The organism is Exercitatus varius, from assembly GCF_029577735.1.
GTDB classification, from domain to species: Bacteria; Pseudomonadota; Gammaproteobacteria; order Enterobacterales; family Pasteurellaceae; genus Exercitatus; species Exercitatus varius.
The window spans coordinates 176,042-191,984 of sequence record NZ_JARQTO010000012.1; the positions used below are offsets into that span (position 1 = coordinate 176,042).

15 protein-coding genes are annotated in these 15,943 nt (G+C 47.8%); 6 read left to right on the plus strand and 9 right to left on the minus strand.

The features are described from left to right. Positions 1-35: 35 nt before the first annotated feature. The 4 genes from P7M01_RS09380 to P7M01_RS09395 form a co-directional block, all read right to left on the minus strand. The gene (locus P7M01_RS09380) at positions 36-587 is read right to left on the minus strand and encodes an NADPH-dependent FMN reductase (RefSeq protein ID WP_317483137.1); all 552 of its coding nucleotides are present in this window, start codon (positions 585-587) and stop codon (positions 36-38) included. Between the two features lie 205 nt (positions 588-792). Next, a complete protein-coding gene (locus P7M01_RS09385; RefSeq protein ID WP_317483138.1) occupies positions 793-2,106 on the minus strand; it encodes an aldehyde dehydrogenase family protein in 1,314 nt (437 codons plus the stop codon). Positions 2,107-2,212: 106 nt separating this feature from the next. Continuing rightward, the gene (locus tag P7M01_RS09390) at positions 2,213-3,073 is read right to left on the minus strand and encodes an AraC family transcriptional regulator (protein WP_317483139.1); all 861 of its coding nucleotides are present in this window, start codon (positions 3,071-3,073) and stop codon (positions 2,213-2,215) included. Positions 3,074-3,231: 158 nt separating this feature from the next. Beyond that, a complete protein-coding gene (locus P7M01_RS09395; RefSeq protein ID WP_202936265.1) occupies positions 3,232-4,173 on the minus strand; it encodes a sugar ABC transporter substrate-binding protein in 942 nt (313 codons plus the stop codon). A gap of 162 nt (positions 4,174-4,335) precedes the next feature. Between P7M01_RS09395 and P7M01_RS09400 the strand changes: the two genes are divergently transcribed. Genes P7M01_RS09400 through P7M01_RS09410 form a run of 3 tightly spaced genes read left to right on the plus strand, consistent with a single transcriptional unit; the run spans position 4,336 to position 8,344 of the window. After that, on the plus strand, positions 4,336-5,823 hold the full coding sequence (locus tag P7M01_RS09400; RefSeq protein WP_317483140.1) for a sugar ABC transporter ATP-binding protein: 1,488 nt from the start codon (positions 4,336-4,338) through the stop codon (positions 5,821-5,823). Positions 5,824-5,839: 16 nt separating this feature from the next. Continuing rightward, positions 5,840-6,868: an ABC transporter permease gene (locus P7M01_RS09405; protein ID WP_317480676.1), complete on the plus strand. Its 1,029-nt coding sequence runs from the start codon at positions 5,840-5,842 to the stop codon at positions 6,866-6,868. A gap of 3 nt (positions 6,869-6,871) precedes the next feature. Then, entirely contained in the window at positions 6,872-8,344 is a 1,473-nt protein-coding gene (locus P7M01_RS09410; RefSeq protein ID WP_317483141.1) for an FGGY-family carbohydrate kinase, read from the plus strand. Positions 8,345-8,502: 158 nt separating this feature from the next. Here P7M01_RS09410 and P7M01_RS09415 read toward each other — a convergent pair whose 3' ends face one another. The 4 genes from P7M01_RS09415 to P7M01_RS09430 all read right to left on the minus strand — a co-directional run bounded on the left by P7M01_RS09415 (position 8,503) and on the right by P7M01_RS09430 (position 13,213). Continuing rightward, positions 8,503-10,173 carry a fructose-specific PTS transporter subunit EIIC gene (locus P7M01_RS09415; protein ID WP_317483142.1) on the minus strand — a complete coding sequence of 557 codons (1,671 nt, stop codon included), beginning with the start codon at positions 10,171-10,173 and terminating at the stop codon, positions 8,503-8,505. A 4-nt stretch (positions 10,174-10,177) separates the two neighbouring features. Beyond that, positions 10,178-11,119 (minus strand): 1-phosphofructokinase, encoded by a 942-nt coding sequence (gene fruK / locus P7M01_RS09420; RefSeq protein WP_317483143.1) that lies wholly within the window; start codon positions 11,117-11,119, stop codon positions 10,178-10,180. 2 nt (positions 11,120-11,121) lie between these two features. Further along, positions 11,122-12,624: a fused PTS fructose transporter subunit IIA/HPr protein gene (gene fruB, locus P7M01_RS09425; protein WP_317483144.1), complete on the minus strand. Its 1,503-nt coding sequence runs from the start codon at positions 12,622-12,624 to the stop codon at positions 11,122-11,124. Between the two features lie 76 nt (positions 12,625-12,700). Then, the gene (locus P7M01_RS09430) at positions 12,701-13,213 is read right to left on the minus strand and encodes a hypothetical protein (RefSeq protein WP_317476845.1); all 513 of its coding nucleotides are present in this window, start codon (positions 13,211-13,213) and stop codon (positions 12,701-12,703) included. A gap of 131 nt (positions 13,214-13,344) precedes the next feature. Here P7M01_RS09430 and glpE point away from each other — a divergent pair, with 131 nt between their 5' ends. After that, positions 13,345-13,665, plus strand: coding sequence for a thiosulfate sulfurtransferase GlpE (gene glpE, locus P7M01_RS09435; protein WP_202936272.1), 321 nt, complete (start codon positions 13,345-13,347; stop codon positions 13,663-13,665). Here glpE and P7M01_RS09440 read toward each other — a convergent pair. Next, positions 13,662-13,964: a DUF5389 family protein gene (locus tag P7M01_RS09440; protein WP_317475735.1), complete on the minus strand. Its 303-nt coding sequence runs from the start codon at positions 13,962-13,964 to the stop codon at positions 13,662-13,664. The two genes, glpE and P7M01_RS09440, sit on opposite strands and share 4 nt — an antisense overlap. A 53-nt stretch (positions 13,965-14,017) precedes the next feature. Here P7M01_RS09440 and P7M01_RS09445 point away from each other — a divergent pair, with 53 nt between their 5' ends. Beyond that, positions 14,018-14,893: a rhomboid family intramembrane serine protease gene (locus tag P7M01_RS09445; RefSeq protein WP_317483145.1), complete on the plus strand. Its 876-nt coding sequence runs from the start codon at positions 14,018-14,020 to the stop codon at positions 14,891-14,893. A gap of 30 nt (positions 14,894-14,923) precedes the next feature. Continuing rightward, the gene (locus P7M01_RS09450) at positions 14,924-15,682 is read left to right on the plus strand and encodes a DeoR/GlpR family transcriptional regulator (RefSeq protein ID WP_202936275.1); all 759 of its coding nucleotides are present in this window, start codon (positions 14,924-14,926) and stop codon (positions 15,680-15,682) included. Positions 15,683-15,943: the final 261 nt, after the last annotated feature.

The window sequence follows — 15,943 nt, forward strand, 5'->3', positions numbered from 1 at the left end:
GTGTCGGACGGTTTTTCCGTCAGAATAACCGGCAATTAAAATCTTGCCACGAAATCCGCATAAGCGTTGATGAAATTTTGCAACATGCTTTGCACCGCTTCCGAAACGATTTCGCCCCGTTCATTCAGCACGCCGTTGAACACGCTGCCTACATTTGCCGCAAACGGCGCAACCGGCATATTGATGAAGGCACCGGAACAAATGGTACGCAGTTGATCCGTTACACGCACACCGCCCGCCGCGCCGGCAGCCACGCTCACCAAGCCCGCCGGCTTACCCGGCCATTTACTTTGCCCCATCGGACGGGAAGTCACGTCAATCGCGTTTTTCAGCATCGCCGATACGCCGCCGTTGTGTTCCGGGCTGATCAGCAACACGCCGTCGGCTTTCTCCACCGCCTCGCGGACGCGAGCGTATTGCGCGATGTTTTGTCCGTCCGAATCACGATCGTAAAGCGGTAAATCGCCGATTTCCACGAAGTTCAAGCGAATGCTTTGCGGCGCTACGCTTTGTAAGTAACGGGCGACGATTTGGCTGATTGAAGTGCTGCTGGCACTGCCGACAAAAACGGCGATTTGTTTAGTCATAAAAATTCCTTATTGAACTGATATTTGCGGGCTCATTATAAAGATTTCAATTTAAATAAAAAGTCTTATTTTTGTAAGATAACATTGCAAAAATAGAACGATCAACATGCTTTCCGGCATAGCATAAAAAAACGGATCGCCACTGGCAAATCCGTTCATACCCAAACCGAAAATTCAATATTTAACGGTGTCGGTTTATTTATTATTACGCGATTTTTCGCACGACTACCGCTTTTTCATGGCTTAATTCATAGAAACTGCGATCGCCGTGATAGCTGCCCATACCACTGTCGCCCACTCCGCCGAAAGGCAAATTGTGGTTAAAGAAATGCAGGAAGCAGCTGTTAATGGCTCCGCCGCCGAAAGACACCTGCGCCAACACTTTCTCTTGGTTGGTTTTATCTTCCGTGAAACAGTAAAGTGCTAACGGTTTCGCTTGTGCCGTAATCTGTGCCAGCGCGTCGTCGAAGCGGCTGAACGTCAGCATCGGCAACACCGAACCGAAAATTTCATCCTGCATCACCGGGCTATCCCATGTCACACCGTCTAAAACCGTCATAATCATTTGGTGGGTTTCATCATTAAACAAACCGCCCGCCACGATATTGCCGTCTTTCAAGAAGTTTTTAATGCGCAAATAATGACGTTCGCTGACCACTTTTGCATAATTTTGCCAAGGATTATCACCGAAAAGTGCGGTCAGTTTTTGGTTTAAAATTGCCACGAATTCCGCTTTTACCACTTCATGAATCAGCAAATAATCCGGTGCGATACAGGTTTGCCCACTGTTAAAGGTTTTACCGAAAATCAGAGAATCCGCCGCTTGTTCCAGATTTGCACTTTTATCTACGATAAACGGACTTTTCCCGCCCAGTTCCAACGTTACCGGCGTTAAATGTTTACTTGCCGCCGCCATCACAATGCGACCGACCGGCACACTGCCCGTGAAGAAAATGTAATCGAATTTTTCCGCCAATAAAGCCTGATTAACCGCTACATCGCCTTCCACCACGGTGAAAAATTCCGGCGCGAAATATTGTGCCACCAAACGGTTTAACAATGCCGAACTGTGCACGGTGAATTCCGACGGTTTTAACACTACCGTATTGCCCGCCGCAATGGCACCGATAATCGGCGAGATAGACAACTGGAACGGATAATTCCACGGCGAAATATTCAGAGTAACTCCGTACGGCTCGGCAATAATTTGGCTGTGATATTCACCTGCACCAAACAATTTCAGGGTTTCCGGACTTTCCACATTTTTCGGCGCCGCCAGACGCTCTAAATTTTCCAGCATATAATCGATTTCATGCACCAACGGGGTAATCTCCGCCAACATGACTTGATCCGCCGGTTTGTTTAAATCCGCTTTTAACACATCGCAAATAGCCTGCGTATTGTCTTCCAGCAAGGTTTTCAGTCGCGCTAATTGCGCTTTACGAAAAGCAAGTTGCTTAGTAGCGCCCGTAGCGAAAAAATCACGTTGTTTTTGAATTAATGTTTGAATCGGAGTCATTACTTTATCCTTCTTATGTTTTTCATATCAGTGGCGATATTATAAAATTTTCGTGCCGTTCCGTTTTACATAAGACTACAAAGTTTTTGCCTATTTCTATAAAATTCTACAAATCCTGTCTCGCCGTATGCCCAAAATAACGTTTATATTCACGGCTAAACTGAGAAAGACTGTCATACCCCACGGCAAACGCCGCTTCGGAAATATTTTTCGAACCCGATTTAATCAGAGAGTTGGCTTGGGTTAAACGCAGATTTTTTTGATACTGCAACGGACTAATGCCCGTCATTTGGCGAAATTGAGCATAAAAGCCGGAGGTGGACATGCCGATTTCCATCGCCAGCCAAGCGGGATCGAAGGGTTCACTGTAGTGGTTTTTCAGCCATTCCACCGCCTTAGCAATGCGCTGACCGTTACCGTATTGTAAGGCGATTTCCCGCAACGTGCCACCCTGTTCTCCCGTCAGCAAATAATAATAAATCGCTTTTTTGGCAATCGGCAGCATAACGGGAATATCCTGTTTTCGCTCGGTTAACGTCATTAGCCATTCGAAAGCACGAATCAATTCCGGCGAAACCGTACTCACCAATTTATGTTTAGATGCGGGCGAAAATTTAAAATTCTGACGATGAAGTTCGTCAATAATTTCACGCATTAAGGGCAAATCGAAAAATAAACGAATATCGAGATAATCGCCGTTGTTTGCCTGATATTGCGTAATAATCGGTAAATCCACCGTATAACACACAAATTCGCCCGCCTGGTACTGATAACGCTGATTCCCGACTTTGACCTCCTTACTCCCCTGTAGAATCAGGCAAATACCGCTTTGCTGCAGTTGGTTAACGATATGACGGTCTTCCGTGGTGTGAAAAATAAAAAGCTCGGGAATAGCAGTAGGCATCCCCAGTTCCACTTCGTTACTACGACTTTGGGATAATGCCCGTCGAATTAATGTTGCCAGCATAATGACTTTTCAAACAAGAGAAACATGCAAATAAACATAAACGGAAAGCACATTCCGTTCAAGCGGTTTATTGACATAAATAAAAGTGCGGGCAAAATTTGAACTGTTTTTTAAAAAACTTTCAAAAAATCGCCCGCACTTTTCAGGAACGGTATCAATTAATAATTTTTGGATTGCGCTTTATCCACCACCACAGGATCCACGTAATATACCGGCGGAATTTCCTGTTTGTTGATTTGTTTCAAAGCGTGTTCGATTGCAATCGCCACCTGTTTTTTCGGCAGCTGGTCGATGGTATTTTGCATTTTGCCCTGTTTAACGTATTCAATGGCTAAAGGAATGCCGTCGTAACCGGAGACTAACACTTTGCCCGCAAGGCCTGCGTTTTCCACCGCGGTTACGGCGCCGATGGCCATGTTATCGTTGGCGGCGAAAATTCCGTTGATATTCGGATTGGCGGTTAAAATGTTGGTCGTCACATTAAGCGCCTGTTCCGTTTCCCAGTTGGCGGATTGCGATGCCACGATTTTGATGTCCGGATATTCAGCAAAGGCTTTTAAGGCGCCGCCTTTACGTTGTTCGCCGTTATCCACGCCGGGAATCCCTTCCAGAATGGCCACGTTACCTTTACCGCCAATGGCTTCCGCCAGATTTTTCGCTTCCAGATAACCGCCGTTGAAATTATCCACGCCCACATAATTGAATTTCAAACCGGCCGCCTCGGCAGCTTTAGCGTCAAGACGAACGTCCAAATCAATAATCGGAATGCCCGCTTTTTCGGCTTTCTGGAAGGCCGGAATGAAAGCGATGGAATCGTTCGGCGTCACAATGATTGCATCCACTTTTTTGGCGATCATATTTTCCACCAATCCCACTAATTGTTCGGTGGAATCCTCTTTTTCCGCCACCTGGACGATTAAATCGATATTTTTCTGTTTTGCCGCTTCCTCCGCCCCTTGGCGCATGGAAATAAAATATTCGTTGCTTAATGTTTTCATTAACAGTGCAATTTGCGGTTTATCTGCTGCAAACGCCAAAGCCGGAAGCGCACTGAGCAATGCACTGAATTTAAAAATATTTTTTAATAATTTAGATGCCATAGAAGACTCTCCTTGATTTGACGTAAAAGAATTTGTTTCCGCTGAAACGGCATTAGTGTAACCAGATTTAATTTCTAAAACTGTGACCGTTATCCCATTTTTAACAGAAAAAATAATCTATTCTATATCTCAAAAATTTAACCGGAATTTGGCGGAGGGAAAATGACCGATAGCAATATTCTGACGCTGAAAAATATTTCAAAAAGTTTTTTCGGCGTAACGGTTTTGGAAGACATCAATCTGGATATCCGATGCGGTGAAGTGCTTTGTCTGATCGGGGAAAACGGTGCCGGAAAATCTACCCTGTGCAAGATTATTGCGGGCATCTACGGCAGTGACGCCGGCGAAATGTTTTATCAGGGCAAGCCTTACTCGCCGGGCACGGTGAAAGAAGCGCAGAGCACGGGTATCGGTTTTATTCACCAGGAATTAATGTTGGTGCCGAAGCTTACCGTAATGGAAAATATTTTTCTCGGCGCGGAAAAATCTTTGTCTTTCGGTCGCATGAATTGGACGGAAATGCGCAACAGAACGCAGCATATTATCAACGAGCTGGAACTGGACATTAAACCGGACGATTTAATCGCCGATCTTTCGATTGCCCAGCAGCAAATGGTGGAAATCGCCAAAGCCGTTTTCAGCGAATATAAAATTATTATTTTTGACGAGCCCACATCCTCCATTTCCCGCAAAAATACGGAAGTGCTGTTTAAAATTATTCATCAGCTGAAAGAAAAAGGCGTGGCGATGATTTACATTTCTCATCGCTTAGAAGAATTCAAATATATCGCCGATCGGGTGACCGTACTGCGGGACGGGCGCGTAACCGGTAACTTGCGTTATGAGGAAACCTCGCCGGAAGAGATCGTACGTTTAATGGTAGGACGCAAGGTGGATTTTAGCCGTTATCGGCGCGACACGGTTTTCACACAGGAAAAACTGCGGGTGGAAAATATCCAAAGCAAGCATATCAACCCGATTTCGTTTCAGGTAAACAAAGGGGAAATCTTAGGTTTCGCCGGTTTGGTGGGTGCCGGACGAACGGAAGTTTTACGCGCGATTTACGGCGCGGACGAAGCAACCGGTAAAATTTATATCGATCAACGGGAAGTCAGCATTCATTCGCCGGAACAAGCGGTTAAACATAAAATCGGCTTTATCACCGAAGATCGTAAATCGCAGGGATTGGTGCTGGGTATGAGCATTCGCGAAAATATTACCTTACCGATTTTAAAACGCTTCTGGAACGGCTGGCGGTTAGATAAAAACAAAGAACGCGAAACGGTGGAAGCCAATCGCAACAAACTGCATATTGTTTCGAAAGATCAGGAGCAACAGACCAAAACGCTGTCCGGCGGCAATCAGCAAAAAGTGATTTTAGCCCGCTGGCTGGAAAGCGGCGTAGATATTCTGTTTTTTGACGAACCGACGCGCGGAATCGACATCGGCGCCAAATCGGAAATCTATGATTTAATGCGGCAATTTACCGAAAACGGCGGCACTATCGTGATGGTGTCGTCGGATTTACCGGAACTCATCACCATTTCCGATCGCGTCATTGTCATGCGTAACGGTGAAAAAGTGAAAGAAATCACCAACCGCGACGAGATCACGGAAGAAAATTTAATGCACGCCATGATCGGCATTTAAACGTAAGGATAAGTTTATGTTTTCATTCAAAAAAGTTATATCCAAACTGGGTATCGGATTGGTTTTATTGTTCATGATTATCGGCATGTCGCTGACTTCGCAGGCTTTTTTATCCACCAATAATATCTTCAATATTTTATTGCAGGTTTCCGTTATTTGCGTGATTTCAGTGGGCATGACTTACGTCATTCTCACCGGCGGTATCGATTTGTCCGTGGGATCCATTGTGGCGCTGAGTGCGGTCTGTTTAGGGCTGTTTACTCATTGGGGCGTCGCCTGGCTGGGCGAAAATCCGTCGCAAGGCGCATTATGGGGCGTGGTATTGCTTTCCATTGCGGGCGCCGTACTGGTGGGCGCGTTATGCGGTTACGTGAACGGTGTGGTGATTGTATACGGCAAAGTGACGTCGTTTATCACCACGCTCGGTATGATGGGCATCGCCCGCGGTCTGGCGCTAACCTTATCCAACGGTAAAACCATTTATAATTTCCCCGAACAGCTGCGTTTTTTTGGTAACGGACGCCTTGCCGTAACGGAAAATTTCAGTATTCCGATTCCGGTGATTATTGCGTTAATTGTAGTATTAATCAGTTTTTATGTGTTAACCCAAACCGTTTTCGGCCGTCAGATTTACGCGCTCGGCGGCAATCGCGAAGCGGTGCGGTTGTCCGGGATTAACGTCAATAAGTTGGAAATTAAAACCTACGTGATTAACGGTGCGTTAGCGGCTATCGGCGCCGTTATTCTGGTGGGGCGCTTAAATGCGGCGCAGCCGATTGCGGGAACCGGCTATGAATTGGACGCCATCGCCGCTACGGTCATCGGCGGCACCAGCCTGATGGGCGGCGTCGGTTCCGTTATCAGCACCTCCATCGGGGCGCTGATTATGGGCGTACTGCAAAACGGCTTAACCTTATTGAACGTCACCTCTTACCTGCAACGGTTGATTATCGGTATGGTGATTATTCTGGCGGTGTTCCTCGATCAATTACGTCGCGGTGAGGTGTCCACCGGTCGCTTAAAACGCATTTTCTTCAGAGAATAAAATATGAACTACTATTTAGGCATTGACTGCGGCGGTACCTTTATCAAAGCCGCGCTGTTCGACGAAAACGGCAAAATTCATGCCTGCGAGCGTGAAAACGTCGCCGTCATCAGCGAGCAATCGGGCTACGCCGAACGGGATATGCCCGAACTCTGGCAAGTTTGTGCAAACGTAATTCGACGCACGCAAAAATCGAGCAAAATCCGACCGCACTTTATCAAAAGCGTCGGCATTTCGGCCCAGGGAAAAGGCGCTTTTCTGCTGGATAACGAGCGCCAGCCGCTGGGACGGGCGATTTTGTCTTCCGATCAGCGTGCGCAGGCTATCGTTAAACGCTGGCAATCGGAAGGGCTGGAGGAAAAAGTCTATGCGCTTTCCCACCAGGGTTTGTGGACGGGACATCCCGCATCTATTTTGCGCTGGCTGAAGGAAAATGAACCCGAGCGGTATCAACGTATCGGTTATTTATTGATGTCGCACGATTACCTGCGTTTTTGTCTGACCGGCGAGCTGTATTGCGAAGAAAGCAATATTTCGGAAAGTAATCTGTACAATATGACGACAGGCCAATACGAACCGCAACTGGCGCGCCTGCTCGGCATTGAAGAAATCGCCGGTAAACTGCCGCCTATTATCAAAGGCAATCAAATCGCCGGTTATGTGACTGAACAGGCGGCGCAGACTTGCGGACTGGCGGCGGGAACGCCGGTGGTCGGAGGCCTGTTTGACGTCACGGCGATGACCCTGTGCCTTGCCGATAATCAGCCGCACAAACTCAATGTGATATTGGGAACCTGGTCCATTGTTACGGGGATTTCCGACGAAATTGACGCTCAACAGGCATGGCGTTTTGCCCACGGCCGTTACGTGGAGCCGGGCAAATTTTTGATTCAGGAAGCCAGCCCCACTTCCGCCGGCAATCTGGAATGGTTCGTGAAGCAGTGGAATTTGAGTTATGAACAAATCAATCGACTGATTGCCGCGCTGCCGCCGGCGCAAAGTGCGGTCATTTTTCTGCCGTTTTTGTACGGCACCAACGCCAGGCTGGGCATGACCGCCGCTTTCTACGGCATGCAGGCGCATCATACTCAGGCACACTTGCTGCAGGCGGTTTACGAAGGCGTGTTGTTTAGTCTGATGACCCACTTGGAACGCATGTATGGGCGCTTTCCTCAAGTAAAAACATTGCGTGTAACCGGCGGCCCGGCGAAATCCGCCGTCTGGCTGCAAATGCTGGCGGATTTAAGCGGCAAAGCCCTGGAAGTGCCGGAAGCGGAGGAAATCGGTTGTCTGGGTGCTGCTATAATGGCAGCCGAAGGGGTTAACAGCGATGGCGGCGCGTTAAAACCGCATCAAGCGCCGCGCGTGATTCGACCAAATCCGGCCAATTTCTCCGCTTACCAAAACAAATATCGGCAATATCAAAAACTGGTGAAACTGCTGGAACAAATGGCATGGCCGCTTCAAATCTCATAGCCGGGCTTAAAAGTGCGGTCAAATTTTGTGACGTTTTTTAAAAAAACTCTGCAATTTTTGCCCGCACTTTTCGTTTCGGCTATCGAAAGAAAGATTTTCAGATAACAAAAACGCCGCGCAGTTATTGGGCTGCACGGCGTTTTGTCAATAAAATGCGGTTACTCTTGCGCTTGTTTTGGTCTGATAACGGCATAAATCACGCCGGTAACCAATGCGCCGGCGGCAATCGCGCCAAGATACATTAACGGTTGTGACACTAACGGAACCACAAATAAACCGCCGTGCGGCGCCGGTAATTCAATGGCGAAGCTCAAAGAAAGCGCGCCCGCCACCGCACCGCCGATCACGCTGGAAACAATGACGCGAATCGGATCCGCCGCCACAAACGGCAACGCCCCTTCGGAAATAAAGCATAAACCCAGCACAAATGCCGCATTGCCTGCGTTGCGCTGACCCGCATTGAATTTATTGCGCGCAATCCAGGTGGCAATCGCCATGCCTAACGGAGGAACCATACCGCCCGCCATAATGGCTGCCATCGGCGTGTTCACTTGCGAAGCCAGCAAACCGGTTCCGAATACGTACGCTGCTTTGTTCACCGGCCCGCCCATATCGATACACATCATGCCGCCTAAAATCGCACCGAATAATAAGCCGTTAGTCGAACCTAAACCGTTTAACCAGTCGGTTAAGGACGCCATCACCGCCGCAACAGGCGGATTCAGGAAGTAAACCATGGCTAACCCGACAATGGCGGAGCCCAGCAGCGGCAGAATCAGAATCGGTTTCAACGATGTCATGCTGGCCGGCAACTTAATGATGTCATTCAAGAATTTAACGGTATAACCGGCAAGAAAACCCGCCAGAATCCCGCCCAAAATCCCGGCGTTGGCATTGGTGGCGAGCATACCGCCGATCAAGCCTACCGCCAAACCCGGACGATCGGCAATGGAATAAGCCACATAACCGGCAAATACCGCAATCATCAATTTAAATGCGGCACCGCCACCGATTTCCATTAACGCCGTCGGTAAACCGCCCGCAATACTCGGATCTTTAAAAGCATTCGGTCCGAACATAAACGAAATGGCAATTAACAAACCGCCGGCAACCACCAGCGGCAACATGTGAGAAACGCCGGTCATTAAATGTTTATAAACGCCTTTTTTCTCCCCTTGTGCCGAATCCTCGGCAGAGGATTTCGCTTCGCCGCCGTCATAAATTTTGGCTTCCGCAAAGGCTTTGCTGAATTCCTGTTCGGTTTTTTTCAACGCCAGACCGGTAGAGGTGCGGTACATCGGTTTGCCTTTGAATTTACTTAAATCCACGTCGATATCCGCCGCCACAAACACTAAATCCGCCGCCGCTACTTCTTCCGGCGTAATCGGATTGCCGGCGCCCACCTGTCCGCGGGTTTCGACCCGAACGTTCCAGCCCATTTTTTTACCGTAAGCTTCTATCGCTTCGGCAGACATAAAGGTGTGGGCCACGCCCGTCGGACAAGCGGTAACCGCCACGATATTTTTGCCGCCGTCGGCTGCAGGAGCTGAAACGCCGGCCGGGGCGACATAATCCGTCGCCTCGGTTAAGGCGCGTTGTACGGTTTGTTCCGGTGCGGTTAAGGTTTGTTCCGGCTCCGCCAAATAGACTTTTTTGCCCTGAAGTGCGGTCAAATTTGGCAAAGTTTTTCCGAAAATAATCGCCACATCCGCTTGTTCGGTATTATCCACAATTTGATGATTTTGGGCTTTCGCCGCCGCTGCAATCACTTGCTTTAATAAAAAAGCTTTTGCGTTGCCGAGTTGAGATTGAGTCAGAAAAATGTTCATCGCGTTATCCTTCAATCGTTGTAATTTTAACGTTGGCGAGAATCGGTTCGAGTAATGCCCGATCACTGACCCCCACATTGCTTTGCGATACGGCAAAGGCAGAAACCGCACTGGCAAACGCCAACGTTTCCTGTTGCGATAAGCCGTTCACAATACCGTAAATCAGCCCCGCCACCATGGAATCACCCGCGCCGACGGTACTTACTACATTTTCACATTTTGGCGGTTGGGCACGAACGACGCCCTGTTCGCTCAACCACAGCGAACCGTCGGCTCCCATGGAAATAATGACGTTGGCAATGCCTTGCATCCGTAATTTTTTCGCGGCCTGGATAATTTCATCCAAGCTGTTCAGACTGTGCCCGATCCAGGCTTCCAATTCGCGGTGATTCGGTTTTACTAACCAAGGACGGGCACTCAAGCCTGCGGTTAAAGCGGCATTGGAGCTGTCCAACACCACTTTCACGCCGGCCTGATGCAATTGACGTAACCAATCGGCAAACAATTCCGGCGTGACGCCGCGGGGAAGACTGCCGCAGACTGCCACAATGTCGAAGGCTTTGCAATAATCCAGGGAATCCGCCACAAATTTCTGCCAATCCGCTGGCGAAATGCAATAACCCAAGAAATTTAAATCGGTCACATCCGCTTCCGTTTCGGTAATTTTTACATTAATTCGGGTTTTGCCCGCCACGCGTTGGAATTTATCTTCCAAGCCCACGGACTGAAAAAGATATTCAAAATCACCGACGTTATCTTCGCCTAAAAAACCGCCGACAGCAACGCTGACACCGAGATCATTCAGTACTTTCGCCACATTAATGCCTTTTCCGGCGGGGAATAAGCCCAAAGTTTCCACCGTATTGACTTCGCCTAATTCAATACGTTTTAAACGCCCGACCAAATCGTAAGCGGTATTTAAGGTGATAGTTGCTACTTTCGCCATGATTATTCTCCCAAACCCGCCGCAATAACCGCACCGATACCGTCGATTGCCTGTTGCGCTTCTTCGCCTGTGGCGACAAAGCGTAAACGATGCCCTTTAACGGCGCCCAACGCCACAATCTTCATCAGACTTTTCGCACTGACCAATTGCGTATTGCGATCAAGATTTTGCACCGCTACGGAAGCGTTATATTTTTTTACTTCATTGACTAACACCGCACTCGGACGAGCGTGCAAACCATGTTCGTTATTTAATACGAAAATACCTTCGGCGCCCTCATTGGATTTTGCTTCGTTTTTCTCCGTCGCACCGACTGTCGATTCCGCCGGCACCACTTCAATAGTATCCGGCTCCGCCGGCGGCACGGCGGACACGCCTTCACCCAAACCTTCGGAAAAGGCTTTTGCCAAGGCATCCATTGCCTGTTTGGCATCTTCCCCTTGGGCGACAAAACGTAAACGATGATTTTTAGTCGCACCGAGACCGACTAATTTCATGGCACTTTTCGCGTTGACCGCCAAGCCGCCGCGAGTAAGATTTTCAACCGTAATTTTCGCCTCGAAAGATTTTAAGGTGTTGACCAAAATCGTACTCGGACGGGCATGTAAACCATGCTCGTTGCGTAACGTAAAGGTTCCGATCACCGTACCTGCGGCTTGCGCCGGTTTCGCATTCACGACCAATTCTTCGCCGTTCAAGGCCGCAAGAATTTGTTCCTGAGAACCGGTTAATAGCTGTTCCTGCACGTTCGCATCCAGCAAACGCGCTAACGTTTCGTTCACTGCGTCATCTTTAGCGGCGACGGTTAATACCGCCCGCACGGTTTTTCCGTTATGTTCGAACGCATTACGCGCCCGGCTGAAGGCCAGAGCGTTTTTCACGTTACCCGCAGCGCTGTCCGTTAACCACAAGCCATTGCCTAAAGGTAATGCCGGCGAACCGATGACGTCAGAAACAAAACTATTTTCGACCGCACTTTGTTCCTGCAATTTAGCTGCGTTAATGGCGGTTAAGGTAAGCAAACTGGCGGTGTCGACATCTAAGCTGATCGTTTCAGCTTTCACCGAAAAATTTTCCGCTTCGCCCATGAGAATCGCACGGAATTTTTTTACATCGTCCAATGTCGCTAATTCGGCCGCTGTGTCTTCATCACCCAAAACGTGCGTCAACTGGCGCAATAACGCCAAATGCTCGTCCGAGCGGGCGGCAATACCAATCACCACATAGGCTTTATTACCTTCGCCCCATTCGACGCCTTGCGGGAACTGGAAGACGGCAACGCCGGTATTTTTAACCAAACCGCGGGTTTCCAAGGTTCCGTGCGGAATGGCAATGCCGTTACCCAAAAAGGTGGAAGTTTGCTGTTCACGTCCTAACATGCCCTGTAAATAGCCGCTTTCCACATAACCTGCCTGTTCCAACGCAGCAGCAGCCATTTCAATGGCTTGTTGTTTATCCGTCGCCTGAGCGGCGAGATGAATGTTATTTTCAGGTAAATTGAACATTCTGCTGTCCTTTTGTTGAGTGAAAAATGAAAAAGGCTAAAACGACAAAAGTGCGGTCGTTTTAGCCTGAGTTTTTTTACTTACACACGCCCAGTAACTGTTCCGAGCCTTTGCTGATGTACTCGTCGTTCTCGTTACGCGCCTTGCCTTTTTTCAGATCAAGCATGGCGTCATAAATCCCTTGCGTCATGCTCGGACGGTCGATTTTCGACCAACAATCTTTACTCAAACGGGTGAAATTGTTCTGTAAGTCCGAAGCGAACACCACACCGCTGTAATAAGCGTGAACATTGCTGTCGATGCCCGACGAAAGCTTGGCTCTGATTTGTTCAACCGGCACCAAAATACGATTGCGGTTCCAATCATTCACGCCGCTGGCAAAGTTGTTTACATCATAACTGTCGTTGATCTGCCCTTTATAAGTTTGCACCGTAGAAGCATAAGCGACGGCGTAAGATTTCTGATCAATCTGATCCTGCTCCAAATCAATTACGGGTTTGCTGTTGCCCATAAACGGCACATAATCCGAAATGGAAGAACAGGCGGCTGTCATCGCGATTAACGCGGCTAATGAAAATTGCTTAAACATAAATACCCTTCGTAGCAAGTAAAAAAGTGTCGTTAAAGCATTATACTGAATTCTGTGTAAGAACAAAAAACGTTTTTTCCGGAAAATTCTTCTGTTACAATTAATCCATAGTTATTTACTCAGGAATTAAAATGTCATTTACCGAAATTACGCCGGAGCTGGCGTGGAACATGATGCAGACGAAAAACGCCGCGTTGCTTGATGTGCGCGATGCCGCTCGTTTTGCTTATAGCCGGGCGCAAGGCGCCTTCCATTTAACCGACCAAAGTTACGGTCAATTTCAGGACATTTACGATTTTGATCATCCTATTATCGTCAGCTGTTATCACGGCGTAAGCAGTCGCTCGGTGGCCGCCTTTCTGGCGGAACAAGGCTACGACAACGTGTACAGCGTCATCGGCGGTTTTGAGGGTTGGCAACGTGCGGGCTTGCCCATAGAAACGGCGTATTAAGTCAGACCGAAATAACCGATCGCCAATAAAACACCCCAAAAAACGACCGCACTTATCCATAGCGCAACCTTGGCTTTCGCAGGATTCCGCCGATTCATTTTGAATAAAATACGAGCCGCCAATGCAAATACAAAAGGATAAATCCAAAACACCGACGCCATAGCAACCGGATTCGATAGAGTCGGATTTTCCAAAATCGCCGGCGACAACAACAATGCCAGCGGCCATAACAAAATCGGCAGACAAAAGCCCGCCAGCGCCCATGAAAACCGGCTAAATCCTGAATTTTCCTTTTCCATCCTGTTCCGCTTCTTTATAATGGTTAAAAATACATTGACGAGGAATATAGCAAATGCAGCGTTTATTTGGAACCGAAATTCACAATTTAGCCTGGGGATTTCGCGATTACGTGCGCGCGCAGTACCATGTGGAATTGATTTTGCGTTCGGAACCGGATGCGCGCGGTGTGGAAATTCTGAACGTTTATCTGCCGAAAAATTCGCCTCACGCGCACATCATTCAACAAGAAACCGCGCGCTATTTAACCAATCCTTTCGATGCGAAATATCATCAGGCAAGCTGGACTAACGGGGATACCCAAGCCGTCAGAATGACCGCACCCGACCTATCCTGGTCGCAGACGTTAATGAACTGGCGCCAGATAAAATTTACCGTTTTTTTGACCGCACTTTGTCTTACGGTTTATCTGTTTGAAATCATGGGTTACGACCAATCCATTATGTTTTTCGCGCATTATCCGGCGGAATTCGGCGAAGATCAGCAACTTTGGCGTTATTTCAGCCATACTTTAGTCCATTTATCCCCCTTACATATTTTATTTAACCTATGCTGGTGGTGGATTTTCGCCGGCGCTATCGAACGTCATTTAGGCGCTTTCACACTGATTACGCTTTATTTTTCATCCGCTATTATCAGTGGCGCTGCGCAGAATTTTGTCAGCGGACCGGCGTTTTTCGGCTTATCCGGCGTGGTTTACGCCGTAATGGGATTTGTATTCGCCGCCGACAAATTCGGCAAAACACAGGGAACCCTGTTGCCGCAAGGTTTCTTTACTATGTTGATAATCGGGATTTTGTTCGGTTTTGTCAGCCCTTTAATCGGGATACAAATAGGCAATACCGCGCATATTTCGGGGCTCATAACCGGATTAATTTACGGTTTTCTCTACGCAAAGACTAGGCAAAACCGCGAAATTCCACTAAAGTAGGGAAAATTTGGTTTCAGGTTGGGAAATTTTATGAAACAGTCTATTCGTCATAATAAAATTGTTACGCTCGTCATGCAAAAAGGTTACATCAGCACGGAAGAGCTCGTCACCTTATTAGATGTTAGCCCGCAAACTATCCGGCGGGATCTCAATGAATTGGCGGAAAATAATCAAATCCGCCGCCATCACGGCGGCGCCGCCTCTCCGTCCAGCTCTGAAAACAGCGATTATTTAGATCGCAAACAGTTTTTCTCACAAGAGAAAAATCGTATTGCCGTCGAAGTAGCGAAAACCATTCCGAACGGCGCATCGCTTTTTATTGACATCGGCACCACGCCGGAAGCCGTCGCTAACGCCTTGCTGAACCACAGAAATCTCCGAATCGTCACCAACAACCTCAACGCCGCCCATATTCTTATGCAAAACGAAACCTTCAACATTACCGTTGCCGGCGGTTCGTTGCGGCAAGACGGCGGCATTATCGGTTCGGCAACTATCAGTTTCATTTCCCAATTCCGCTTGGATTTCGGGATAATCGGGATTAGTAGTATTGATCAGGACGGTTCCTTGCTTGATTATGATTTCCATGAAGTGCAAGTGAAACGAACAATGATCGAAAGTTCCCGCGTTACCTTGTTAGTCGCCGATCACTCAAAATTTAATCGTACCGCAATGGTTCGTTTGGGCGAAATTAATGATGTGGATTACTTCTTCACGGACACGCCGTTACCGATCTCGGTACAGGAAAAATTAGACGCCGACAAAGTAAGCGTTAAAATTTGTCGTTGAGCTGTTTGGGAACTAGCTTCACAAAAATGCAAAACTAAACTTAAACCGCAACAGAAATTCGACATAAAAGTGCGGGAGAAATTTCATAAGAATTTCCGCCATAACACAAAAATAATTGATAAAAGTTTTCTCTCTACAAAAGGTCATCAGTGAATACTTCAAAAAGAAGGATCAGCTCGTATTCAATCTATCTTTGTGTGTCAGTCAGTACAAAAATATTCTTCATACAAGAAAATAAAAAAGGTACCTTTCGGTACCCTT